Source organism: Curtobacterium sp. MEB011 (assembly GCF_030209655.1).
Classification (GTDB): domain Bacteria; phylum Actinomycetota; class Actinomycetes; order Actinomycetales; family Microbacteriaceae; genus Curtobacterium; species Curtobacterium poinsettiae.
The window spans coordinates 65,763-89,981 of the sequence record NZ_JARVRN010000005.1; the positions used below are offsets into that span (position 1 = coordinate 65,763).

22 protein-coding genes are annotated in these 24,219 nt (G+C 71.0%); 12 read left to right on the plus strand and 10 right to left on the minus strand.

Features of this window, described 5'->3' with window-relative positions; all coding sequences use genetic code 11:
• The first annotated feature begins 37 nt into the window (after window positions 1–37).
• The 3 genes from xylA to QRN30_RS07070 all read left to right on the plus strand — a co-directional run bounded on the left by xylA (window position 38) and on the right by QRN30_RS07070 (window position 3,749).
• A complete protein-coding gene (gene xylA, locus QRN30_RS07060) occupies window positions 38–1,231 on the plus strand; it encodes a xylose isomerase (RefSeq protein WP_042537878.1) in 1,194 nt (397 codons plus the stop codon).
• The gene (gene xylB, locus QRN30_RS07065; RefSeq protein WP_284760730.1) at window positions 1,224–2,690 is read left to right on the plus strand and encodes a xylulokinase; all 1,467 of its coding nucleotides are present in this window, start codon (window positions 1,224–1,226) and stop codon (window positions 2,688–2,690) included. Before xylA ends, xylB begins: the two co-directional genes overlap by 8 nt.
• A gap of 69 nt (window positions 2,691–2,759) precedes the next feature.
• Window positions 2,760–3,749: an acetylxylan esterase gene (locus QRN30_RS07070; protein WP_284760731.1), complete on the plus strand. Its 990-nt coding sequence runs from the start codon at window positions 2,760–2,762 to the stop codon at window positions 3,747–3,749.
• 27 nt (window positions 3,750–3,776) lie between these two features.
• Here QRN30_RS07070 and QRN30_RS07075 read toward each other — a convergent pair whose 3' ends face one another.
• On the minus strand, window positions 3,777–3,944 hold the full coding sequence (locus QRN30_RS07075) for a hypothetical protein (protein WP_194590285.1): 168 nt from the start codon (window positions 3,942–3,944) through the stop codon (window positions 3,777–3,779).
• 197 nt (window positions 3,945–4,141) lie between these two features.
• Between QRN30_RS07075 and QRN30_RS07080 the strand changes: the two genes are divergently transcribed.
• Window positions 4,142–4,897 carry a helix-turn-helix domain-containing protein gene (locus tag QRN30_RS07080; RefSeq protein ID WP_017886788.1) on the plus strand — a complete coding sequence of 252 codons (756 nt, stop codon included), beginning with the start codon at window positions 4,142–4,144 and terminating at the stop codon, window positions 4,895–4,897.
• Window positions 4,894–5,919: a glycosyl hydrolase family 18 protein gene (locus tag QRN30_RS07085; RefSeq protein WP_284760732.1), complete on the plus strand. Its 1,026-nt coding sequence runs from the start codon at window positions 4,894–4,896 to the stop codon at window positions 5,917–5,919. The genes QRN30_RS07080 and QRN30_RS07085 overlap by 4 nt, the downstream gene beginning before the upstream one ends.
• A gap of 97 nt (window positions 5,920–6,016) precedes the next feature.
• On the opposite strand, the gene QRN30_RS07090 is transcribed toward QRN30_RS07085, so the two are convergent.
• Genes QRN30_RS07090 through QRN30_RS07105 form a run of 4 tightly spaced genes read right to left on the minus strand, consistent with a single transcriptional unit; the run spans window position 6,017 to window position 11,710 of the window.
• Entirely contained in the window at window positions 6,017–8,512 is a 2,496-nt protein-coding gene (locus QRN30_RS07090) for a beta-xylosidase/alpha-l-arabinosidase (protein ID WP_502869531.1), read from the minus strand.
• Complete coding sequence (locus QRN30_RS07095) at window positions 8,509–9,390, minus strand: carbohydrate ABC transporter permease (protein WP_017886791.1); 882 nt, start codon at window positions 9,388–9,390, stop codon at window positions 8,509–8,511. Before QRN30_RS07095 ends, QRN30_RS07090 begins: the two co-directional genes overlap by 4 nt.
• A complete protein-coding gene (locus QRN30_RS07100) occupies window positions 9,390–10,412 on the minus strand; it encodes a carbohydrate ABC transporter permease (protein ID WP_017886792.1) in 1,023 nt (340 codons plus the stop codon). Before QRN30_RS07100 ends, QRN30_RS07095 begins: the two co-directional genes overlap by 1 nt.
• Before the next feature lie 2 nt (window positions 10,413–10,414).
• Window positions 10,415–11,710 (minus strand): ABC transporter substrate-binding protein, encoded by a 1,296-nt coding sequence (locus QRN30_RS07105; RefSeq protein WP_017886793.1) that lies wholly within the window; start codon window positions 11,708–11,710, stop codon window positions 10,415–10,417.
• Window positions 11,711–11,857: 147 nt separating this feature from the next.
• Here QRN30_RS07105 and QRN30_RS07110 point away from each other — a divergent pair, with 147 nt between their 5' ends.
• Window positions 11,858–12,901 carry a LacI family DNA-binding transcriptional regulator gene (locus QRN30_RS07110; protein WP_284760733.1) on the plus strand — a complete coding sequence of 348 codons (1,044 nt, stop codon included), beginning with the start codon at window positions 11,858–11,860 and terminating at the stop codon, window positions 12,899–12,901.
• 13 nt (window positions 12,902–12,914) lie between these two features.
• Here the strand turns inward: QRN30_RS07110 and QRN30_RS07115 are convergent, their stop codons facing one another.
• Window positions 12,915–13,898, minus strand: coding sequence for an AraC family transcriptional regulator (locus tag QRN30_RS07115; protein ID WP_140448392.1), 984 nt, complete (start codon window positions 13,896–13,898; stop codon window positions 12,915–12,917).
• Between the two features lie 121 nt (window positions 13,899–14,019).
• Here QRN30_RS07115 and QRN30_RS07120 point away from each other — a divergent pair, with 121 nt between their 5' ends.
• Window positions 14,020–14,466, plus strand: coding sequence for a MarR family winged helix-turn-helix transcriptional regulator (locus tag QRN30_RS07120; protein ID WP_017886796.1), 447 nt, complete (start codon window positions 14,020–14,022; stop codon window positions 14,464–14,466).
• Window positions 14,467–14,561: 95 nt separating this feature from the next.
• On the opposite strand, the gene QRN30_RS07125 is transcribed toward QRN30_RS07120, so the two are convergent.
• The 4 genes from QRN30_RS07125 to QRN30_RS07140 all read right to left on the minus strand — a co-directional run bounded on the left by QRN30_RS07125 (window position 14,562) and on the right by QRN30_RS07140 (window position 18,879).
• Complete coding sequence (locus QRN30_RS07125) at window positions 14,562–15,410, minus strand: carbohydrate ABC transporter permease (RefSeq protein ID WP_027464448.1); 849 nt, start codon at window positions 15,408–15,410, stop codon at window positions 14,562–14,564.
• Window positions 15,410–16,378, minus strand: a complete 969-nt coding sequence (locus QRN30_RS07130; RefSeq protein ID WP_175470757.1) for a carbohydrate ABC transporter permease — start codon at window positions 16,376–16,378, stop codon at window positions 15,410–15,412. Before QRN30_RS07130 ends, QRN30_RS07125 begins: the two co-directional genes overlap by 1 nt.
• A complete protein-coding gene (locus QRN30_RS07135) occupies window positions 16,375–17,694 on the minus strand; it encodes an ABC transporter substrate-binding protein (RefSeq protein ID WP_017886799.1) in 1,320 nt (439 codons plus the stop codon). The genes QRN30_RS07130 and QRN30_RS07135 overlap by 4 nt, the downstream gene beginning before the upstream one ends.
• 168 nt (window positions 17,695–17,862) lie before the next feature.
• Window positions 17,863–18,879, minus strand: coding sequence for a LacI family DNA-binding transcriptional regulator (locus QRN30_RS07140; RefSeq protein ID WP_284760737.1), 1,017 nt, complete (start codon window positions 18,877–18,879; stop codon window positions 17,863–17,865).
• Between the two features lie 153 nt (window positions 18,880–19,032).
• Here QRN30_RS07140 and QRN30_RS07145 point away from each other — a divergent pair, with 153 nt between their 5' ends.
• The 5 genes from QRN30_RS07145 (at window position 19,033) to QRN30_RS07165 (ending at window position 24,171) form a co-directional block, all read left to right on the plus strand.
• Window positions 19,033–20,265, plus strand: coding sequence for a sugar ABC transporter substrate-binding protein (locus QRN30_RS07145; RefSeq protein WP_140448391.1), 1,233 nt, complete (start codon window positions 19,033–19,035; stop codon window positions 20,263–20,265).
• Between the two features lie 148 nt (window positions 20,266–20,413).
• Window positions 20,414–21,274 (plus strand): carbohydrate ABC transporter permease, encoded by an 861-nt coding sequence (locus QRN30_RS07150; protein WP_017886802.1) that lies wholly within the window; start codon window positions 20,414–20,416, stop codon window positions 21,272–21,274.
• The gene (locus QRN30_RS07155; protein WP_284760739.1) at window positions 21,271–22,158 is read left to right on the plus strand and encodes a carbohydrate ABC transporter permease; all 888 of its coding nucleotides are present in this window, start codon (window positions 21,271–21,273) and stop codon (window positions 22,156–22,158) included. The genes QRN30_RS07150 and QRN30_RS07155 overlap by 4 nt, the downstream gene beginning before the upstream one ends.
• 49 nt (window positions 22,159–22,207) lie before the next feature.
• A complete protein-coding gene (locus QRN30_RS07160; RefSeq protein ID WP_017886804.1) occupies window positions 22,208–23,071 on the plus strand; it encodes a ThuA domain-containing protein in 864 nt (287 codons plus the stop codon).
• A 5-nt stretch (window positions 23,072–23,076) separates the two neighbouring features.
• The gene (locus QRN30_RS07165) at window positions 23,077–24,171 is read left to right on the plus strand and encodes a Gfo/Idh/MocA family protein (protein ID WP_017886805.1); all 1,095 of its coding nucleotides are present in this window, start codon (window positions 23,077–23,079) and stop codon (window positions 24,169–24,171) included.
• The last annotated feature ends 48 nt before the right edge of the window (window positions 24,172–24,219 follow it).

Consider the following 24,219-nt stretch of genomic DNA (forward strand, 5'->3'; position numbering starts at 1 on the left):
CGGCAACATTTTGTTTCGACGACGAACGGTGACCACCATGGCAACGACGCCCACCCGTGCAGACAAGTTCTCCTTCGGTCTCTGGACCATCGGCTACAACGGCTCGGACCCCTTCGGCGGGCCGACCCGCCCCGCGCTCGACGTGGTCGAGGCGGTCGAGAAGCTCGACGAGCTCGGGGCCTACGGCCTGACCTTCCACGACGACGACCTGTTCGCGTTCGGTTCCACCGACGCCGAGCGCCAGACCCAGATCGACCGCCTCAAGGGCGCCCTCGAGTCGACGGGGATCGTCGTGCCGATGGTCACGACGAATCTGTTCTCCGCCCCGGTCTTCAAGGACGGCGGCTTCACCTCGAACGACCGGCAGGTCCGCCGCTTCGCGCTCCGCAAGGTCCTGCGCAACATCGACCTCGCCGCCGAGCTCGGCGCCTCGACGTTCGTGATGTGGGGTGGCCGCGAAGGCTCCGAGTACGACAGCGCCAAGGACGTGCAGGCCGCGCTCGAGCGGTACCGCGAGGCCGTCAACCTGCTCGCCCAGTACGTCACCGACAAGGGCTACGGCATCCGGTTCGCCATCGAGCCGAAGCCGAACGAGCCCCGCGGCGACATCCTCCTGCCGACCCTCGGCCACGCGATCGCCTTCACCGAGACGCTCGAGCGCCCGGAGCTGTTCGGCATCAACCCCGAGGTCGGCCACGAGCAGATGGCGGGCCTGAACTTCACCGCCGGCATCGCCCAGGCGCTCTACCAGGGCAAGCTCTTCCACATCGACCTCAACGGTCAGCGCGGCATCAAGTACGACCAGGACCTGGTGTTCGGCCACGGCGACCTGCAGAACGCGTTCTCGCTCGTCGACCTGCTCGAGCACGGTGCCCCGCAGGGCGGCCCGGCGTACGACGGCCCGCGCCACTTCGACTACAAGCCGAGCCGCACCGAGGACATCAGCGGTGTCTGGGACTCCGCGTCGGCCAACATGCGCATGTACCTGCTCCTCAAGGAGCGTGCGCAGGCGTTCCGCGCCGACCCCGAGGTGCAGGCGGCACTCGAGGCGTCGAAGGTCGGCGAGCTGTCGACGCCGACGCTGAACGACGGCGAGTCGTACGACACGTTCCTCGCCGACCGCTCCGCCTACGAGGACTTCGACACCGACGCCTACTTCGGCGGCAAGGGCTTCGGCTTCGTCCGCCTGCAGCAGCTCGCGATGGAGCACCTCATGGGCGCTCGTGGCTGACCTGGTCGCGGGGGTCGACTCGTCGACCCAGTCCTGCAAGGTCACCATCCGTGACGCCGCGACCGGTGCGGTCGTCCGCGAGGGCCGCGCGTCCCACCCGGACGGCACCGCCGTCGACCCCCGCCACTGGTGGGACGCCCTCGGTGCCGCCGTCGCGGACGCCGGCGGCCTCGACGACGTCGGTGCCGTCGCCGTCGCCGGGCAGCAGCACGGCATGGTCGCGCTCGACTCCGAGGGCCGCGTCGTCCGCGACGCCCTGCTCTGGAACGACGTCCGCAGTGCGGACGCGGCCGCGCAGATGGTCGACGAGCTCGGCCAGGAGGCGTGGGTCGCCCGGACGGGGCTGGTGCCGGTCGCGTCGTTCACCGGGACCAAGCTGCGGTGGCTCCGCGACGCCGAGCCCGAGAACGCGGCCCGCGTCGCGGCCGTGGCGCTCCCCCACGACTGGCTGTCGTGGCGGCTCCGCGGGTACGGTCCGGCGGACGAGAGTCCGCTCGGCCCCGACCTGGAGGCCCTGGCGACGGACGCGTCCGACGCCAGCGGCACGGCGTACTGGGACCCGGTGCGCCGCGAGTACGACCCGGAACTGTTCGAGCTCGCACTCGGGCGGCCGATGCGGCCGGCGTCGATGGGTGACGACGACGCCGTGGTCGTGCCCCGCGTGGTTGCTCCCGACGAGGCGATGGGCACCCTGTCCACCGACGTCGAGCTGCCCGGCGGCGCGGTCGCGCCCTCCGGCCTCGTCGTCGGCGCCGGACTCGGTGACAACGCCGGGGCAGCGCTCGGCCTGGGTCTCGGCCCGGGCGACGTCGCGGTGTCCCTCGGCACGAGCGGCACGGTCTTCGGGGTCAGCGACGCCGAGGTGCGTGACCCGAGCGGGACCGTGGCGGGCTTCGCCGACGGGACCGGGTCGCGCCTCCCGATCGTCACGACGCTCAACGCGGCCCGCGTGCTCGAGGTGATCGGCGGCCTGCTCGGCGTCGACCACGACGCGCTCGGCGAGCTGGCGCTGCAGGCGCCGGCCGGGGCCGACGGCCTCGTCCTGGTGCCGTACTTCGTCGGCGAGCGCACGCCGAACCGGCCGGACGCGACCGCCTCGCTGCTCGGCATGACGCCGGCGACCACCGACCGGGCGCACCTGGCCCGGGCGGCCTTCGAGGGGATGCTCTGCGCCCTCGCCGACGGACTGGCCGCGGTGCAGGACACCGGCGTGACCGTCGAGCGGCTGCTGCTCATCGGGGGCGCTGCGCGGAACCCGGCGGTCCGCGCCGTCGCCGCGCAGGTGTTCGGCCGTGACGTCCTGGTGCCGGAGCCCGGCGAGTACGTCGCCGCGGGGGCTGCGAAGCAGGCCGCGTGGGCGCTCACCGGAGCCCTGCCGACGTGGGACACCGCGACGACCACCGTGCCGTCCGACCCGCACCCGGAGGTGCTCGAGCAGTACCGCGCGGCGGCGCGCTGAACCGACACTCCGTGCCCCCGGCGCCGTCCTCGACGGTGCCGGGGGCACGATCGTCCCGGAGGACACACCATGCCACTGACCGACCTGCCCCTCGACGCGCTCCGCGCCCACCGCTCCGACGTCCGGCGCCCAGATGACTTCGACGCCTTCTGGGCGGACACGATCGCCCTCGCCCGGACCGCGGGCGAGGGGGTCGAGCCGGTCCTCGTGCCCGCCGAGACCCCGGTCACCGGTCTCGTCGTCGAAGACCTGACGTTCCCCGGGTTCGCCGGTGACCCGGTGCGGGCGTGGGTCAACCGTCCCGTGACCGACGACCCGGGCGCACTGCCGGTCGTCGTCGAGTTCCTCGGCTACGGCGGTGGCCGCGGTCGCCCGGGTGAGCGCGTGCACTGGGCCCTCGCCGGGTACGTGCACGTGGTGATGGACACCCGCGGCCAGGGCTCCGGGTGGGCCGGCGGCGACACCCCGGACCCGCACGGCTCCGCACCGCACGCCAGCGGCTGGATGACGAGCGGCATCGGCTCGCCCGCCGACCACTACTACCGCCGCGTCTACACCGACGCCGTGCGGCTCGTCGAGGCGGTGCGCACGCTGCCCGGCGTCGACCCCGATCGCATCGCGCTGACCGGCGGGAGCCAGGGCGGCGGGATCGCCATCGCCGCAGCGGCCCTGGTCGAGGCACACGTCGGACCGATCACCGCGGTGCTGCCCGACGTGGCGTTCCTGGCCGACTGGCGGAACGGCACCGACGTCGCGGTGGGCGGTCCGTACCTGGAGCTCGCGCAGTACCTCGCCGTGCACCGCGACGCGGCCGAGGGCGTGTGGGAGACCGCCGCGTACTTCGACGGGGTGAACCACGCCGCCGGCATCACCGCACCGGCGCTGTTCTCGGTCGCGCTGATGGACGACGTCGTCCCGCCGCGCACGACCTTCGCCGCGTTCAACGCCCTGGGCTCCACCGACCGCGAGATCGCCGTGTACCCGTACAACGGGCACGAGGGCGGCGGCTTCCGGCACTGGGAGCGTCAGGCGGCGTTCCTGGCGGACCGCCTGCGCTGACGGACGTCGCGCGTCAGCGGTCGCTGCTCACGGGTTCGGTCCACGCTGCGCGCGGAGGTCCCCGAAGGTGAAGCGCTCGCGGTTGACGTCGTCCTCGGACTGCACGATCCAGCCGCGTCTGGCAGCCCGTGCCCGCGCCCGGTAGGAGGTGATGTGGACCGGGGCGACCCCCGGTGCACGCTCGTAACCACTCATCAGATCCTCCGATCTGTCCCCGAGCCTCCGACCCTGTTCGGAGGAGGACAGTTTGAGTACCTCTTGGACGGTAAACGCCTCGCGCGGCGTCCACAATGCCCCCCGAACGGGTGCGGGTCACATCCGCGCACCTCGGATACCGACGGCGTCGTGGCGTCGGAGGCCGATCCACACGAGCGCCTCGTACGCTCCCACGTATGGACCAGGCACCGACCACGGCGAGTGGTCCCGAGCACGGCGGAGCACGGCTGTCCCGCACCGTGCACGAGGCGCTGCGGTTCGTGCACGCACACGCCCGCGAAGCGATCTCGGTACCGGACATCGCCGCCGCCGCGAACCTGTCGACCCGAGGCCTGCAGAGCGCGTTCCGGCGGGAGCTGCAGACCTCGCCAGCGTCGTACCTGCGCGGGGTCCGGCTCGAAGGCGTCCGCCGCGACCTGCTCTCCATGACACCGGCGGACCGTCGCACCATCGCGGACGTCGCGAAGCACTGGCACTTCAGCAACGCCGGGCGGATGGCGGCCGAGTACCGTGCCGCGTTCGGCACCGCACCGTCGGCGGCGCTCCGGTCGTTCGACCCGGCGGACCCGGACCCCCGCGCCACGACGGACCTCGGTGTCCCCCCGGGCGAGGGCTCGCGCTTCCGCGTCGTGCTCGACTGCGAGGTGGAGATCGAGGACGCCGACGCGACGTTCGCCAGCGCCCTGCGCCGCGCCCAGGGCGACGACCACCCCTGGCACGGCTACGACCCGGACGGCAGCACCGCTGACGTCGTCGCGTTCCTGCTGGCGAGCGCCGTCCGCGGGGTCGCCGGTGACACCTCCGGCATCCGGCTGCGTGCCGTCAACCCGATGCTGCGGGCGCCCGACCAGCACGGCGGGTACCCGTCGGCCGAGCTCCCGCCGTGGTCGGCACCCGGCCACCCCGGACGACCGGACGGACCCACCGCATGACCGGCACCCCGCGTCGACGCCGCTCCGCACTGCTCGCCGCCGCGCTCACCGCAGGACTCGCACTCGCCGGCTGCACGGCCCCGACCGCCGCCCACGCTGATGGGTTCGACGTGACCGGCTTCCAGCCCGAGAACGCCGACACCGCCCTGGTGGACGCGAACGCCGCCGCGATGGACGTGGTCGGCGTCGACGGGTTGCTGCTGAACCGCACGGGGTCGAAGGTCACCGCACCGTCGCGCGCCGCCAAGGCCCAGCGCAACCGGGCACACGCCAACGGGCTCACCGCGCAGCTGCTCGTCAGCAACTACTCCGAGGCCGACGGGGACTTCAGCGAGCCGATCGCCCGCAGGCTGCTCACCTCGCCCGCGAACCGCGCCCGGGTCGTCCGATCACTCGCCGCCGACGTGGCCACGGGCGGTTGGGACTCGGTCATGATCGACCTCGAGGCGCTGACCAAGGCCGAGAAGCCCGGTCTCACCGCCTTCGCCCGCGAGCTCCGGGCCGCCGTCGGCGACGACGTCCGGCTCGACATCGCCCTGTCCGCGTCGACCACCGCGGCCGGGTACGCCCGCCTCGGCTACGACGTGCGCGCCCTCCGTGCCCCGCTCGACCACCTGACGCTCATGGCCTACGACCAGCACAGCCCCTGGGAGCCGGACGCACCCGGTCCGGTCGGTTCGCTCGCGTGGTCGTCGAAGGCCGCCCGTGCACTCGTGAGCCTCGCTCCCGCCGACCAGATCGTGCTCGGTGTCGCCGGGTACGGCTACCACTGGAAGGGGAAGCGTCCGGCCGGTCAGCTCTCCGACGCCCAGGCCCGGCTCCGGGTCCGGAAGGCGGGCGCGACCGCCCGCTGGGACGCGACGGTCGGCGAGTGGACCGCGACCCTGCCGAGCGGCGAGGTGCTCTGGTGGTCCGACGCACGCTCACTGCGTGCGCGGGTCGCGCTGGCGGAGCGGCTCGGCCTGACGGGCGTCGCCGTCTGGTCACTGGACCTGTCCGACCGGCTCGAGCCGGTCGGGTGATCAGGACCCGCTGACGGACGGGAGGCGCGGTGCGAGCCCGCACCGCGCCTCCTGTCCGTCACCCGGTCACGCCCAGGGCACGTGGTCCGTCACCGGGTCAGACGAGCGACCACGCCACCAGGCGGGGGTCGCCCGGGGTGACCTCGTGCACCGCGCCCGTGACCGCGACGGTGGCGCGCTGGGTGGCGGTGCCGGGGACGGGGTGTCGGACCGGACCGTCGCCCGAGGCGACGATCCCACCCGCTGCCACCGAGCCTGACGGCCGCGACGCCGCCGCGTGCGACGCCACCCAGACCTGCACGTCGCCGGGCTCGACCACCCTGCGCATCCGACGGTCGGTGAACGCGAAGCGCTGCACCGGGACGCGGAAGCGGACCCGCACGGACTCCCCCGCTGCGACCGCGACGCGCGCGTAGCCGAGGAGCTGCACCTCGGGCCGGGTGACGCTGCCGTGCACGTCGTGCCCGTAGAGCTGCAGGACGTCCTCGCCGTCGCGCACCCCGGTGTTCCGGACCGTCACCGACACGGTGAAGACGCCGTCGGACCGGACGTCCGGGTCGACGACGAGCTCGTCGTACGCGAAGTCGGTGTAGCCGAGGCCGAAACCGAACGGTCGCACCGGCGTCGAGTCCGCGGCGGTGACGTCGGACGGACCGCCGAGCCGCGGGTGCAGGTAGGTGAACGGCTGCGCGCCGGCGGACCGGGGCAGGGACAGCGGCAGCCGGCCCGAGGGCGAGGCCACGCCGGTCAGCAGGTCGGCGATCGCCAGCCCGCCGCCCTCGCCCGGGAAGAACGCCTGCACGACCGCGGCCGGGCGCGGCTGGTCGCCGTCGAGCGCCCAGCCGATCGCGTACGGCCGGCCGGTGAGCAGCACCATCACGGTGGGGGTGCCGGTCGCGACGACGGCCTCGACCAGCTCGCGCTGCACGCCGGGCAGGTCGAGCGACTCGGTGTCGTTGCCCTCGCCGACCGTGCCGCGGCCGAACAGGCCCGCCTGGTCGCCGACGACGACCACCGCGACGTCCGAGGCGGATGCGACCGCAACGGCGTCGGCGAAGCCGGCCCGGTCGTTCCCCGTCACGGCGCAGCCCGTGGCGAAGCGGACCGCTGCCGGACCGAGCGCCTGGGCGACGGCTTCGCGGACGGTCGGGATCGCGAAGCCGAGCGGCAGGTCGGGGTGCGAGGCGAGCACGTGGTTGGCGAACGAGTAGCAGCCCTGCAGCGCCTCGGCGCGGTCGGCGTTCGGGCCGATGACGGCGACCGAGGCCCCCGGTGCGAGCGGGAGGACGGGGGTGGTGCCGTCGGCGGTGCCGCTGTCGACGCTGACGCTGCCGCCCTCGTTCGACAGCAGCACGAGCGACTCGGCTGCCAGCCGCTTCGCGAGCGCCTGGTGCAGCGGGGTGTCGAGGTCGATCCCGGTGGGGGCGTCCTCGGCGAAGGCGTCCGGTTCGAGCAGGCCGAGCCGCTCCTTCTGCCGGAGCACCCGGAGCACGGCACGGTCGACGAGAGCCTCGTCCACCTGCCCGCTGCGGACCCGCTCGACGAGCGGTGCGAGGTACGCGTCACCGGTCGGGAGCTCGACGTCGATGCCGGCCTCGAGCGCCAGCGCCGCGGCCTCGCCACGGTCGGCGGCGATGCCGTGCATGACCTCGAGGAACGCCACCGAGAAGTAGTCCGCGACGACCGTGCCGTCGAAACCGAGCCGGTCGCGGAGCAGGCCGGTCAGCAGCTCGCCGTTCGCTGCGACGGGCACGCCGTCGATCTCGGCGTACGAGTTCATGACGCTCCGGGCGCCCCCGTCGCGCAGCGCCATCTCGAACGGCGGCAGGTACACGTCCGCGACCTCACGGGCCCCGGCGTGCACGGGGGCGTGGTTCCGCCCCGCCTGCGACGCCGAGTACCCGAGGAAGTGCTTCAGGGTCGCGTCGACCCCGGCCGACTGCAACCCGCGCACGTACGCGGTGCCGACCGTGCCGACCAGGTAGGGGTCCTCGGCGATGCACTCGTCGACCCGCCCCCAACGCGGGTCGCGGATGACGTCGAGGACCGGCGCGAGGCCCTGGTGGACGCCGAGCTGCCGCATCGACGCACCGATCGCGGCGCCGACCTGCTCGACGAGCTCCGGGTCGAACGACGCGCCCCACGCCAGCGGCGTCGGGAACGTCGCGGCCTTCCACGCGGCGAGGCCGGTCAGGCACTCCTCGTGGACGAGCGCCGGGATCCCGAGCCGGGTCTCGCACTGCAGGCGGCGCTGTTCCGCCCAGAGCCAGGCGGCACGCTCGTCGGGTTCGACGGGGCGGGTGCCGTAGACGCGGGTGAACTGCCCGATGCCGTCGCGGGTGATGTCCGTCAGGGTGCCGCCCTGCTGCACGGCCGCCATCTCGCCCTGCATGGGGGCGACGACGCCGTTCTGGTCGAGCCAGTAGCCGACGAGCTGGGCGACCTTCTCGTCGAGGGTCATCTCGGCGAGCAGGGCGTCGGCGCGGGGGCCGGCGGGGGTCGTGGTCGCGTCCGTCGCGGTCGCGTCCGTCGCGCTGTCGGCCTGGAGGCGCGGGTCGCGTCCGGCGGTCCGCGTCGCGTCGGTCGCGGTCACCCCTTCACCGCCCCGGTCAGGCCGCCGACGATGCGGCGCTGGAAGATCGTGAAGAACACGAGCGCCGGGATCATCGACATCGAGGTGAACGCGAGCACCTTGGCGGTGTCGACGGAGTACTGCGACGAGAACGACTGGACCCCGAGCGGCAGCGTGTAGGCGGCCTCGTTGTTCAGGATGAACAGCGGCAGGATGTAGCTGTTCCAGCTGGCGATGAACGCCAGGATGCCGACCGTGACGACGCCGGGCAGCGACAGCGGCACGACCATCCGGAAGAAGAACCCGAGACGGCTCGCCCCGTCGATCGACGCGGCCTCCTCGAGCTCGTCGGGGATGGCGCGCAGGAACGGCACCAGGATGATCACGGTGGTCGGCAGCGCGAACGCGATCTGCGGCAGGATCACGCCGGCCAGGCTGTTCGTCAGACCGAGGTCCTTGACGAGCAGGTACAGCGGGGTGATCGCGACGGTGATCGGGAACATCAGGCCCGCGGCGAACAGGGCGTAGAGCGCCCCGCGGCCGGCGAACCGGTAGCGGGCGAGCACGAAGCTCACCATCAGCCCGAGCACGACGACCCCGAGGGTGGTCGTGACGGCGCTGATCGTCGAGTTGCCGAGCTGCTGCCAGAAGATGCCGCTCGACAGCACGGAGCCGTAGTTGCCGAACTCGAACGGTGCCGGCAGCCCGGCGGGGCTCGTGGTGATCTGTGAGTTGGTCCGGAAGCCGCCCAGCACGATGTAGAGCACGGGTGCCAGGTTGGCGGCGACGAACAGGATCGCGACGACGTAGGTCAGCGGGTTGGCGCGTCCGATCGCGGCACTGGACCGGCGCTCCCGCACGGCCCGGCGCCCGGGGGCGACGATGCTCGTGGTGGCCATCAGTTCTTCCTCTCGGTGAGTGCACCCGCGGTGTCACGGCGGAGCACGAAGCGCTGGTAGATCAGGGCGACCACGAGCGAGATCACGAACATCACGACCGCGACGGCGCTGCCGAAGCCGAAGTTGCCCGAGGTCCGGCCGTTGGCGACCATGTACGTCGCCATCGTCGAGGTACCCGCGGTCGAGGCGATGTACTGGCCCCAGATGATGTAGACGAGGTCGAACAGCTGCAGCGAGCCGATGATCGACAGGAACGCCCAGATGCGGATGGTCGGTCCGAGGAGCGGCAGGGTGATGCGCCGCTGGATCTGCCAGTAGCCGGCACCGTCGATGGCGGCGGCCTCGAACAGTTCCTCGGGGATGCTCTGCAGGCCGGCGAGGAACAGGATCACCGCGAAGCCGATGTACTTCCACGAGATGATCACGAGCAGCGTCCAGATGGCGATGTCGGGGTTCGACAGCCAGTCCGCACGGAGTCCGCCCAGGCCGATGCTCTGGAACAGGTCGTTCACGGCGCCGTTCGACTGGAGCATGAGGCTCCACCCGGTGCCGACGATCACCTCGGAGATGACGTACGGCACGAAGACGAGCACGCGGACGAGCCCGCGGCCGTGCATCTTCTGGTTGAGCAGCAGGGCGAGCACGATCGCGATCGGCCCCTGCAGCACCAGCGAGAGCACGACGATGAAGCCGTTGTGCATCAGGACCGCGTGGAACGCCTTGTCCTGGAAGATGATCAGGTAGTTCTGCAGCCCGACGAAGTCGGTGGGCGGGCCGTAGCCCTGCCACTTGAAGAACCCGTAGTAGGCGGCGAGGCCCACGGGCAGGATCACGAACGTGACGAAGACGATGACCGCGGGTCCGGCGAGGACCGCGATCTCGACGCGCTTCCGCCAGTCCGCGATGCGGCGCGTGGTCCGCCGACCGGCGGGGAGCGGCGAACCGCTCCCCGCCGGGGACGTCCCCGCGGCCGTGTCCGACCCGGTGGCCGGAGTCGTACCGAGCGAGGTGTCGAGGGCCATGCTCAGCCCTTGGCCGCAGCCTGGTTGGTGGTCTCGACGATGTCCTTCGCGTCACCCTTGCCGGCCAGCAGGTCGACGACGCTGGTGTTCAGCGCGTTGCCGACGTTCTGGCCGTACAGGGTGTCCAGGTACTGCGAGACGAACGGGGCGTCCTGGTAGGCGGCCAGGGCCGACTTCAGGTAGTCCGAGTCGACGACCGACTGGGCGTCCTTGTTCACCGGGATGGCGTTGAAGGCCTTGTAGTACGCCTCCTGGTTGTCCTTCTGCACGATGAAGTTCAGGAAGTCGGTGCACGCCTTCTTCGGGGCCTGTGCGGAGCAGGAGTTGCCGTCGACACCACCCATCATCGACTTCGGGTCACCCTTGCCACCGTCGGTCGCGGGGAACGGGAACCAGCCGAGGTCGGGCAGCGGCTTGGCGTCCGGCGTCAGCGATGCGATCACGCCCGGGTCCCACGCACCCATGAGCTCCATGGCCGCCTTGTGGTTGGCGAGGAGACCGGCGGAGCTGCCGGCACCCTGCTGTGCCGCGGTGGTCAGGAAGCCGTTGTTGAAGGGCTTGGTGGCGTTGAAGTCCTCGAGCTGCTCGCCGGCCTTCGTCCAGCAGGCGTTGTCGAACTTCAGGGACTTCGCCGCGTCCTCGAGCGTCTTCTGGCTGCACTCGCGGAGTGCGAAGTTGTAGTACCAGTGGGCGGCCGGCCAGGCGTCCTTCGCGCCGACGGCGACCGGGTCGATGTCCTTGGCCTTGAGCTTCGTGATCGCGTCGTTCAGCTCGTCCATGGTCGTGGGCGTGCCCTCGATGCCGGCTTCCTTGAACAGGTCCTTCGAGTACCAGATGCCCTCGGGGAGCACCGCGCCGGGCATGGCGTAGGTCTTGCCGTCCTTCTCGTAGCCGGCGAACGTGCCCGCGCTGATGGACTTCTTCGCGTCGGCGCTGATGGAGTCGGAGATGTCCATGAGCTGCCCGGCGGCGATCATGGCGTCCATCTTGCCGCCGCCACGCTGCAGGAACACGTCGGGGGCGTCGCCGGAGTTGAGGGCGGTCTGGAGCTTGCCGTCCAGGTCCTCGTTCTGGATCGCCTGGGTCTTGATGGTGACGTTCGGGTACTTCTCCTCGAACGCCTTGACCGTCGAAGCCCAGTAGGCCTTGCCCGGTCCGGTCGTCGAGTTGTGCCAGAAGGTCATCGTGACCTTCCCGCCGTCCTCGGAGGCATCGCTGCCCGCCGAGCACCCGCTGGCCACCAGTGCGGTCGCCCCGATCAGCGCGATGGCTGCCGCGGCACGGATCTTCCTCGTCATCGTGGAACTCCTGAAGTGTCGTCGTTGACATGGCGCGACATCGACTGCCGCTGCGGAGAGCATGCCTGCTGCTCGGGGGCGGTGTCAATCGATATCGATAACGTTTTCTTAACCGATCGCAGGGTGTCGCAGCGGTACGGTGTGCACATGGACTCGGCACTCGGCGCGCGTCCCGGTGCCGGCCGGGTGACGATCGGCGACGTGGCACGAGCGGCCGGGGTCTCGATCCCGACGGTCTCCAAGGTGATCAACCAGCGCGACGGTGTCGCCGCCGCCACCATGCTCCGCGTGCAGCAGGTGGTCGAGGACCTGGGGTACGAGACCTCACTGGTCGCCCGGAGCCTGCGCAGTTCGCGGACCGGGGTCGTCGGCATCCTGGTGCCCGAGTTCGAGCCGTTCTCGACCGAGCTGCTCCGCGGCATCTCGCGGGCGGCCACCGACACCGGCTACGAACTGCTCGCCTACGCCGGCCTGATGACCGGCGCCGACCGACCCGGCTGGGAACGCCGGTCGCTGTCCCGACTGTCCGGCACCCTGATCGACGGCGCGATCGTGGTCACCCCGACCACGGCCCTGTCGAGCTCCTCGATCCCCGTCGTGGCGATCGACCCCCACACCGGGCCCGAGGGCCACGCCACCGTCGACGCCGACAACGAAGCCGGAGCCGTCCAGGCCGTCGAGCACCTGCTCGCGCTCGGGCACACCCGCATCGCGCACCTGCAGGGTCGCGCCGACCTGGCGTCCGCCCAGCTCCGGGCAGCCGGCTACCGTTCCGCCCTGACCGCCGCCGGCATCACCGTCGACGAGTGCCTGCTGCGCGACGGCGGCTACCAGGAGGACCAGTCCGCGGCCGTCACCCGGGAACTCCTGGCCCTCGACGACCGCCCCACCGCGGTGTTCGCGGCGAACGACTCGTCGGCGATCGGTGTGCTCCGCGCCGCGGCCGAGGTCGGGCTCCGCGTTCCCCAGGACCTGTCCGTCGTGGGCTTCGACGACGTGCCGCAGGCCTCCACCACGACCCCGCCGCTCACCACGGTGTCGCAGCCGCTCGACGAGCTCGGGTCGCACGCCGTGCAGATGCTCCTGACCATGCTCCGTGGCGAGCCGACCACGGACCACGTCCGGCTCCCCACGACCCTGCGGGTGCGAGCGAGCACCGGCCCGGCGCCGCGACCCACGGCCGGCCGCTGAGCACCCGTCGTCGTCAGCGGCGCAGGGTCTGCTTCGGGTACTCGCCGAACCGGGCCGCGTACGCCGCCGAGAACCGGCCGAGGTGGGCGAACCCCCACCGCCGGGCGACGTCACCGACGACCCCGGCCTGCGGGTCGAGCTCGAGCAGTTCGCCGCGGACCCGGTCGAGCCGGACCTCGCGCAGGTAGGTCAGCGGCGACACGTCGAAGACCCGGCGGAACGACTCCTGCACCGACCGCACGCTCAGGCCTGCGACCTCGGACAGCTCCTGGACGGAGACCGGCTCGGCGGCGTGGGCGTGGATGTACTCCACCGCGGCCCGCAGCCGGGCATTCCGGGGGAGATCGAGCACCGCGGGCAGGTCGTCGGCCTGCGGCGGGAACGTGTCCAGGAACGCGGTGGCGGCCGACCGCTTGGCCTCGTGCCACGCGTCGGAGTCGGGCCCCTCGGCTCGCAGGGCACGCGACAACGCCACGAGCGCCTCCTGCCAGCGCTCCGCGGTGTCGGGCTCCGGCACCCGGGTCGGGTCGAACCGCAGCGGCGCCGTCTCGACCTCCAGGTGCTCGTACGCGACGCGGTGCACGTAGTCACGCCCGAAGTGCACCAGCCGCTGGTCGTGGTCCTCGGCCGTGAACACGAAGTCGTCCTCGGGTGGCAGGAGCACGGGGACGTCGCGGCGCAGCTGCATCCGCGCACGCCCGGAATCGAGCGACGCGGTGCCGCTCGTGATCCAGGTCACGACGTAGTCCGCCCCGACGGGCACCGAGCCACGCACGGCACCGCGGAGCCGCGAACGCCGGATGCTCACCTCGGAGTCGCCGACGGCCGTGTACCGGTACGAGAAGTCGTCGTCGATGCGCCGGACGGACCACCGATCGGCACCGTGGACGGCGGCGAGGTCGCGCTCGGCGGCGTAGGGGTCCCCGCCGGCGACCTCGAACCGCACCGGTTCGCCGGCCCGGTCGGCACCCTGCGGGTCCGGGACGGGGTCAGCCACGGCGCCCTGCTCCCGACGCCGCCACCCGGACCGTTCCACGAACCGCGCTATGTGGATACGCTGGGGTGGTGACTGCGGCGTATCGTGACCCGGACGAGACCCGTGCAGAGGGGGCGCTGTCGTGAGCGATGTCGACCTCGACGCAGCGCTGACCCGGCTCGAGGCCGCGGTCTCCGAACTCCGCGGGCGGCTGCGCGACGAACTCGGCGTCTCCGGCGGCGACCTGACGCTGCTGCAGTTCGTGTCCCGCGCCGAAGCAGCGGGCCGGACCGTGCGCGTGAAGGACCTGTCGAAGCACCTGGGACTCACCGGCCCGGCGGTCACCGGCATGGTGGACCGACTCGAGCACAGCGGACACCTCAGTCGCGTCCCGAACCCCGACGACGGCCGGAGCCGGTACATCGAGCTGACCGATGCCGCCCGCCGCGACTACACGCGCGCGATGGACGGCACGAACAAGCACCTGCACGACCTGATGGCCTCCTTCTCGGAACGGGAGCGGGCCAGGTTCGTGCGGATCATCGACCGCATCGTCGCAGCCGTCGATCTCGGCGCACCGAGCCCCTGACGGCAGGGTACGGGCGGTCAGCGCGACGCTCGGACGAATGTCCAGCATGCGCAGCTAGGTAAGTTCTCTACCTATCTCCGCATGCCGGACACCCGTCACCCCTTGACGGCGCCGGAGGTCAGACCGGACACGATCGAGCGGCGGAACACGAGCACCAGGATCACGATCGGCACCGTGGCGGCCACGCTCGCGGCGAAGATCTGCGCGAACGGCACCGTGAACTGCGTCCCGAAGAGCGCGATGCCGACCGGGATCGTCCGGAACGAGTTCTCGCTGTTGAAGGTCAGCGCCATCAGGAACTCGCTCCACGATGCCGTGAAGGTGAAGACGCCGACCGTGAACAGGCCCGGCTTGGCCATCGGCAGGATCACGCTCAGCACGGTGCGCCACGCCCCGGCCCCGTCGATCTCGGACGCCTCCTCGATCGTCGACGGGATCCCCTGCAGGTAGTTCCGCATGATCCAGATGGCGAACGGCAGGTTGAACGCGACGTACGGCACGATCAGACCCGGGTACGAGTTGAGCAGCCCGAGGTTGCGCTCGAGCAGGTACAGCGGCGTCAGCACCGCGATCGCCGGGAACACCGACAGCATGAGCAACGAGGTCATGATCGCCGTTCGGCCCCGGATGAACCGGCCGGCCAGCGCGTACCCGGCCAGGAACGCCAGCGCGAGCACGATCACCGTGGTCGACACCGACACGATGACGCTGTTCACCATGTACTGGCCGAGCGCGTTGTCACGGAAGGCCACCACGAAGTTGTCGAAGGTGAACGACTGCGGCCACACGGTGGGCGGCGACTGCCCGATCTCGGACGCCGGCTTGAGCGACGTCGTGACGAGCCAGTACAGCGGCAGCGCCGTGAGCACCGCGATGACGACACCGCTGACGTTCACGGTGTTGACCCACTTCCGCCAGCCCTTGCGCACACGTTGACGGGGCATCAGTCGTCCCCTCCCTTCGCCTGGTTCCGGAACGCCCGGAGGAACAGCAGACACCCGGCCGCGACGATGATCGCGGTCGAGGTCGCGATCGCGGCGCCCGGACCGATGTTGATGTCCTGGAAGAGCACCTTGTAGCCCATGATCGCGAGCGACTGGGTGGCGGTGCCCGGTCCGCCGTTCGTCAGCACGAACGGCAGGTCGAAGACGCCGAACGCCTGCAGGATGCGGAACAGCACCGCGATCGTCAGGGTCGGGGTGAGCTGCGGCAGCACCACACGCCAGAACGTCTGCCAGGTGCTCGCGCCGTCGAGCTCGGCGGCCTCGTAGTGGTCCTCGGAGATCTGCACCAACCCGGCGAGCAGGATGATCGCGACGAACGGCGTCGTCTTCCAGATGTCCGCGACCATCAGCCCGGTGATCGCGGGCACCGGTTCACCGAGGATCACCGGAGCGTCCCCGAACAGACCGAAGAACCACGTCGCGACGCCGTAGGTGCTGTCGTAGATGTACTTCCACAGCTGCGCGTTGACGATGGTGACGAGCGACCACGGGATGAGCATGAGCGCGAGCATCCAGCCGCGGGTGGCCCCGAGCCGCTCGAGCACCAGCGCGACGAGCATGCCGAGCACGAGCTCGACCGAGACCGTCACCACCGTGTAGAGCACCGTGAACCCGAGCGCCCGGTACCAGTCGGCGCTCTGCAGCAGGGCCGCGTAGTTGTCGAACCCGAACGACTGGATGGTGAAGCCCTCGTAGCCGACCTCGACGTCCGCGAAGCTCAGGACGACCGAGTACACGACCGGGAAGATCGTGACCGCGGCGACCACCAGGAGCGCCGGGGCCGCGAAGCCCCACGCACCCCGCGAGCGGATGCGGTCGAGACGCGACCGCCCCGTCGGCCGGGGCGGCGGATCGACGCGCCCCGTGCCTCCAGGCCGTGCCGGCCGTGTCGCGGTGCCGGCGCTCACAGCGCTGCTCCCTGCAGTGCCAGCGAGATGGCGGAGGCCATCGCGCTGGTGCCGCCGTCGACGGACGCCTGCCCACCGAGGATGCTGTTGCCGTTCTGGTAGATGCCCTGCGACACCTTCGGGTAGTAGGCGGTCGAGGTCGGGCGGGGCACGAGCGTGATGCCCGCCGCCGTGTCGTAGGTGGGACGCTCCTGGCGCTTCGCGTCCTCGCTGACGAGTGAGGCGCTCCGCGCCGGCAGGACGCCGCCCTCGCGGGTCAGGAACTGCTGCGCGGTCTCGCTCGACATCCAGCGCGCGAACGTCAGTGCCGCCGCGGGCTCCTGCGTGTGCGGGTTGATGTAGTTCCCCCACCCGCCGATCGTCGAGTGGTGCTCGTCCATGCCGTCGAACGTCGGCCGGGCGGCCAGACCCACCTTGCCGGCGACCCGGCTGTCCGGACCGTTCGCGATCCCCCACGCGTACGACCAGTTGCGGAGGAACGCCGCACGGCCGCCGGAGAACGCGTCGTTGGTGTCCTGCTCCTGGTACGTCAGGGTGGCCCGCGGCGACGCCCCCTCGGTGATCAGTGAGCGCATGAACTCGAAGGCGCGCTTCGTCTCGGAGCTCGTCGTCTCGGGCTTGGTCAGGTCGTCGTTGAGCAACGACCCACCAGCGTCCGCGACGAACTCGGTGACGTTGCAGGTCAGCCCCTCGTACACGTCGCCCTGGAACGCGAACCCGTAGCTGACGTCACCGGTGTCGACGAGCTTCGCGGCGGTCTCGCGCACTTCCTCCCACGACGCCGGCACCTGCAGGGAGTGCTTCGCGAGCAGGTCCTTCCGGTACAGGAAGAACGACTCGTCGATGTACAGCGGGAACATGTAGTACGTGCCGTCGACGCTCGCCGCGAGCCGGAGCCCCTCGGGGAACTGGTCGAAGAAGTCCTCACCGACGAGCTGGTTCACCGGGGTCGCGAGCTTGTTCTTCGCGAACTGCCCGGGCCACGCGACGTCACCCAGGTAGACGTCCGGCGTGCTGCTGCCCGCCGCGATCTGGGTCGTCAGGCTGGTGCGGTTCGTGTCGGTGTCGCTCGGGGCACTGACGATCCGGACCCGGATGTTCGGGTGCTCCTTCTGGAACTCCGCGATGAGCCGACGGCGCAGGTCACCCCCGTCCTTCGAGGCGACCTGGCCGGCCCACCAGCTGATCGTCGCCTCGCCCTCGGGCGGTTCGGTGGGCCAGTCCTCGACCCGCGTGCGCTCGGGTCGGGTGGAGCAGCCGGCGAGCAGCAGCACCCCCGCTCCCCCGAGCATGAACGTCCTCCGGTCGATGGCCATCCGTCCTCCTCGACGTGTGGTGCTGCGAACCTGTGCATCCACACAACCAGGCGGAGCCTGGGCTGTCCGCAGGGATCTGTCGCTTTCGCTGGTGGCTCCGTGGGGCCGGGGGGCGGCGGCCTGGAGGCCCGTGGCGGGGACGACCCGCGCCTCCGGACCGGCGGGTGGTCAGGCCGGGGCGGGGGCCGTGGACTCGGCGATCCGCAGCGTGCACGGCAGCAGGAAGTGCGGCAGGTCCTCCGAGGTGCCGTCGAGCTGCTCGATGAGGGCGTCGGCGGCCCGCACGCCGAGCTCCGGGCCGGGGGCGACCATCGTCGACAGCCGCGGGTAGTGCTGGTCCGCGTTCGCCTCGGACGACGCGATGCTGAGCACCGAGACGTCCTCGGGGACCCGCCGCCCGGCGGTGTACAGCCCGACCAGGACGCCGGCGGACGAGTCGTCCTTCATCACGAGCACGGCGGTGACGTCGGGGTCCGCCGCGAGCAGGTCACTCGTGGCCTGCCGGCCGCCGTCACTGCCGGGCCCCGCCGTGACGATCGTCCCGGTCAGTCCGCGCTCGACCATCGCCTGCCGGAACGTCGACTCGACGCGCAGGTGCGGTGCGTAGCCGGCCATCGGGGTGCCCTCGAGGTCCTCGAGGACGAGCCCGAACCGCCGGTGCCCGAGGGCCTGGAGGTGGTCGAGGCTGTCCTCGATCGTCGTCTCGAAGTCGATGTCGACGAAGGGCAGCCCGCTGCTGTCGCGGGTCCGGCCGATCAGGGTGAACGGCACGTCGAGGTCGGTGAGGACGGCGACGCGGGGGTCGTCCATCCGCACCTCCATCAGGATGACGCCGTCCACGAGTCCGCCCGACACGAGGTCGTCCAGGTCGTCGCCGGCGGGGTCCACTGGCCAGAGCACGAGGTGGTACCCCCGCTCGGACGCACGCTCCGCCGCGCTCATGAAGAACTGCGAGGTGGTCGGGCTGAAGCGGTTGCCGGTGGTCGGGAACAGCAGCGCGATGATCCGGGTGCGTCGGCTCGCGAGCGCACGGGCGACGACGTTGCCACGGAACTTCAGCTCGCGCATCGCGGTCCGCACCCGCGCCGTGGTTCCGGGGGTCACGTACTTCGTCCCGTTCACCACGAAGGACACGGTGGCGATCGAGACCCCCGCCCGATCGGCGACCTGCTGCATCGTGGCCATGCCGCTGATCCTAGCGCTCGCCGTGTCAGAAAAGCGCTTTACAGGTGAAGCGCTTATCTGTTAGCTTCTCGCCCCAGGAGCACAGCGACGATGACGTCAGCGGCCTCGTCGATGCGTGCCTGTCCCAGCATCCGTCAAGAGAAGAGCTCTGCAATGAAGCAAAGATTCCCCTCCCAGTCGCGCCGGACCCGCGCCCTCGTCGGCGCCGTCGCCGTGCTCGCCACGGTCCCCCTGGTCCTGTCCGGGTGCTCCGGCTCCGGATCGGCCTCGTCGGGCGGCAGCAAGGCCCTGACGATCGAGGACTACTACGACGCGAACTACAACCCGGTCTACAAGCAGTGCGCCAAGGAAGTCGGCGCGACGGTCACGATCAACCACGTCGCCGGCGCCGGCCTGATCTCGAAGGTGCTGCAGCAGGCGTCGTCGAAGACGCTGCCCGACGTCCTCATGCTCGACAACCCCGACGTGCAGCAGATCGCGTCGTCCGGTGCGCTGTCCGACCTGTCGGCCTACGGGCTCGACGCCGACGGCGACGTCCCCGGCGTGAAGGCGGCGAGCACCTACAAGGGCAAGCTCTACGGCCTGCAGTCGAACACGAACTCCATCGCGCTCTACTACAACAAGAAGCTGCTGGCGGACGCCGGTGTCCAGCCGCCCAAGACGTGGGACGAGCTCAAGGCCGCCGCGAAGCAGCTCACCAAGGGTTCGACCTACGGCTTCGCGATGAGCAACATCAACACGTACGAGGGCACCTGGCAGTTCCTGCCGTTCTTCTGGTCGAACGGTGGTGACGAGAAGGACATCGCCACCGCGGACGCCACCCAGGCCCTGCAGCTCGTCGAGGACCTGCAGGACGACGGCTCGATGTCCAAGAGCTCGATCAACTGGGCCCAGGCGGACGTCAACAACCAGTTCCTGGCCGGCAAGGCCGCGATGATGATCAACGGCCCCTGGCAGCTCCCGGCGCTCAACGAGAAGAAGAGCCTCGAGTTCGACAGCGTCCCGATCCCGACACGCACCGGCGAGGCCACGGTCGCACCGCTCGGCGGCGAGGCGTTCACCGTCCCGCAGACCGGTGACAAGGACAAGATGCAGCTCGCCGGCAAGTTCGTCGGCTGCCTGCACACGCAGAAGATGCAGAAGGCCCTGTCCGAGGTGAGCGGCAACGTGCCGACGAACCTCGAGGCCGGCGCCGCGTGGGCGAAGGACCACCCGCAGGTCGCGTCCTTCGTGACCACGGTGCAGACCGCCCGCGCTCGCACCGGTGAGCTCGGACCCGACTGGCCCAAGGCCGCCACGAAGATCTACACCGCCGTCCAGCTCGCCCTCACCGGCAAGGCCAGCCCCGAGGCAGCGCTCAAGCAGGCGCAGTCCCAAGAGCAGTAGTCCACGGGGAGCCGGCCGACCGGTCGGCTCCCTCCGGCGACTAGGAAAGGACCCCGGCGTGAGCGCCTCGACACAGACACGACCACGGACGATCCCGCCCGTGACGACACCCCGACCCGGGCAACGACGAGCCCGGTTCCGATCCGGCGTGACCCGATGGCTCTTCGTGGTGCCAGCGGCGGTCTTCGTGGCCGTCTTCTTCGGCTACCCGGTGGTGAAGAACATCGTCATGTCCTTCCAGGACTACACGACGGCGACATTCTTCACCGGCGAGGCCCCCTGGGTGGGACTCGCCAACTACATCTCGGTGTTCCAGAGCTCGGTGTTCACGACGAGCCTCGTGAACACCGCGCTGTTCACGGCGGGCTCGATCATCCTGCAGTTCGTCATCGGGCTGAGCCTGGCGCTGTTCTTCCGCCGGCACTTCCCGCTGTCGGGCTTCCTGCGGGGACTGCTGCTCCTGCCGTGGCTGCTGCCGCTCATCGCGTCCAGCGCGGTGTGGAAGTGGCTGCTCGACCAGGACAGCGGCGCGCTCAACCAGCTCCTCGGTGTGGTCGGCATCGCCCCCGTGCCGTGGCTGGTCAGCCCGAGCCTGGCGCTCATCGCCGTGATCGGCGTCAACGTCTGGCTCGGCATCCCGTTCAACACGACGATCCTGTACAGCGGTCTGCAGTCCGTGCCGCCGGAACTCTACGAGGCCGGCTCGCTCGACGGCGCCACCGGGTTCAAGGCGTTCTGGTACATCACCTGGCCGAGCATCCGGTCGGTGGTCAGCGTCGTGATCGTGCTCGGGGTCGTCTACACGTTGAAGGTCGTGGACATCATCCTCGGCTTGACCGGCGGCGGCCCGGCCAACTCGACCCAGACCCTGGCCACGAACGCCTACCACCAGTCGTTCATCAACTTCCAGTTCGGCATCGGAGCCGCGGTCAGCAACGTGCTCATCGTCGTCTCGTTCGTCTTCGCGATGGTCTACATCGCGATCTCACGGAAGGCGGTCGACGAATGAGCGTCGGACTCGCGAACCAGACCGTCACCGCCACCCGCGCGATCACCACCAAGAGCACCCGTGCCCCCCGGCCACGCGGTTCGGCGAAGGGGATCCCGTTCACGATCCTCGGCTGCGTGTTCCTCGCGATCATGGTGTTCCCCATCTACTGGATGGTGAACACCAGCCTGCAGGCGACGTCCGGGGCCGCCACGGCCACGTGGTTCCCGTTCTCCCCCACCTTCGCCGGCTACCAGGCCGCGTTCGCCCAGCAGGGGCAGAACTTCGTCTCGAGCATGATCATCGGACTCGGCACCGTCCTGCTGACGCTCGCCATCGCGACACCGGCCGCGTACGGGCTCGCACGGTTCCGGATGCGCGGCGGCCGGGTGTTCCTGCTCGTGCTGCTGATCACGCAGATGATCCCGGCGATCGTCATCGCGAACGCGCTGTACACGCTGTTCAACAACATCGGGCTGCTCAACAGCTACGTCGGGCTGATCCTGGCCGACAGCGCGGTCCAGGTGCCCTTCGCCATCCTGCTCATGCGGGCGTTCATGGAGTCGATCCCACCGAGCCTGGTCGAGGCGGCACTCGTCGACGGCGCCAGCGACTTCCGGGCGTTCGTGTCGATCGTCGTGCCGATCAGCCGGAACGCCATCGTCACCGCGGCGCTCTTCACGTTCCTCGGCGCGTGGGGCGACTTCCTCATCGCACTGACCCTGACGTCGACGACCGCGGTCCGACCGATCACGCTCGGCATCTACAACTACATCGGCTCGAACGTCACGGACTGGGGTCCCGTCATGGCGACCTCGGTGCTGGCGTCCCTGCCCGCTGCCGTCCTGCTGATCTTCGCGCAGAAGTACATCTCCGCCGGTGCCCTCGGCGGTGCCGTCAAGTGACGGCACCGGACCGAAGCCGCCACGCATCCCAGCCAGAAAGGCACACACCATGACCACCACCCCGCTCCGAATCACCGTCTGGGGCGAGAACGTCCACGAGCAGGTCGAGCAGCACGTCGCCGAGCGGTACCCCGACGGCATGCACGGCGCGATCGCGGACGGCATCCGCGAGCACCTGCCCGAGGCCGTCGTCCGGACCGCCACCATGCAGGAACCGGAGCACGGCCTCACCGACGAGGTCCTGGCGGACACCGACGTGCTCACCTGGTGGGGGCACGCCGCACACCAGGACGTCGACGACGCCGTGGTCGACCGGGTGCACCGGCACGTGCTCTCCGGCATGGGGCTGCTCGTGCTGCACTCCGGCCACTGGTCGAAGATCTTCGGCAAGCTCATGGGCACCACCTGCACCCTGCGGTGGCGCAGCGAGCACGACCAGGAGCTCGTCTGGACCGTCAACCCCCAGCACCCGATCACCCGCGGGGTGCCGAACCCGATCGTCATCCCCGAGCAGGAGATGTACGGCGAGTACTTCGACGTCCCGACGCCCGACGAGCTCGTGTTCATCTCGGGCTTCACGGGCGGCGAGGTGTTCCGGAGCGGCATGACGTACCGCCGCGGCCTGGGGAAGATCTTCTACTTCTCCCCCGGTGACCAGGACTTCCCCGTCTACCACCACCCGGACGTCCGCCGGGTGATCGCGAACGGCGCCGAGTGGGCACGGCCGGAGCGCGAGCGCGAGATGCCGACGCTCCGCCGCTACGACCTGGGCGAGTACTTCGACGGGCAGCACTACCGCGGCCCGTTCGACGACGCCGAGCCGGAGACGGCCGCCCCGGCGGCCGCCGAGCCCGCGGTCACCGAGCCGGCAGCCAGTGCGCCCGCTGCCGAGCGCGACGGGGCGCAGGCGTGAGCCCCTTGCGCGTCCTGCAGGTCGGCGCCGGCGGGATGGGGCGGGCCTGGCTCGCCACCGTGGCCGCCGACCCCGAGGTCGAGCTGGTCGGCATCGTCGACCTCGACCTCGACGCCGCGCGTGCCGGCGCCGCACACGCCGGCGACCCGTCGATCCCGGTCGGCACGGACCTGACCACGCTGGCCGCCGAGACCGGGGCCGAGGCCGTGCTCGACATCACCGTGCCGGTCGCGCACCACCCGGTCACCATGCAGGCGCTCCGGGCCGGGCTCCCCGTGCTCGGCGAGAAGCCCGCCGCGCAGACCGTCGCCGAGGCGCTGTCGCTCGCGGCAGCCGCCGAGGCCACCGGCAAGCTGTTCATGGTGTCGCAGTCCCGCCGCTACAACGACCAGCTCGTCGCGTTCCGGCAGCACGTCCGCGACCTCGGTGTCGTGGGCGGGCTGAGCACCCGGTTCGCGAAGGCACCGCACTTCGGTGGCTTCCGCGAGGAGATGGACGACGTCCTGCTGCTCGACATGGCCATCCACGCCTTCGACTCGGCGCGGTACGTGCTCGAGCGCGATCCGGTGTCGGTGTACTGCGAGTCGTGGAACCCGTCGTGGTCCTGGTACCGGGGCGACGCGGCCGCCGCCGCCGTCTTCACGTTCGAGGACGACGTCCGCTACGTCTACGACGGCTCCTGGTGTGCGCCGGGTGCTGAGACCTCGTGGAACGGCGACTGGCGCGCCTCCGGAGCCGCCGGCACGGCACTCTGGGACGGCGACCACGACCCGTCGAGCGACCTCGACGGCACACCGGGGTCCCCGGTCACGGCACCGTCGGTGGGACACGAGATCGCCGGGTCGCTGGCGTCCTTCGTCCGGGCCGTCCGCTCCGGCGAGGTGCCGGACGGCGAGGTGCACGGCAACGTCATGAGCCTCACGATGGTCGACGCCGCGATCACGTCGGCGCGCAGCGGGCGCCGGGTGGTCATCGACGAGGTGCTCGAGCAGGCACACCGGGACGCCCTGGCCGCCGAGCAGGACGACGCGGTCCGCGACCGCCTGGCGGCGTGGCAGTCGGTCCGTGGCGCGCTCCGCGCGCGCCTGCCCGCGTCCTGAGACGCGACCACAGGACGGACGGGAGGCCCGTGGCGACACCGCCACGGG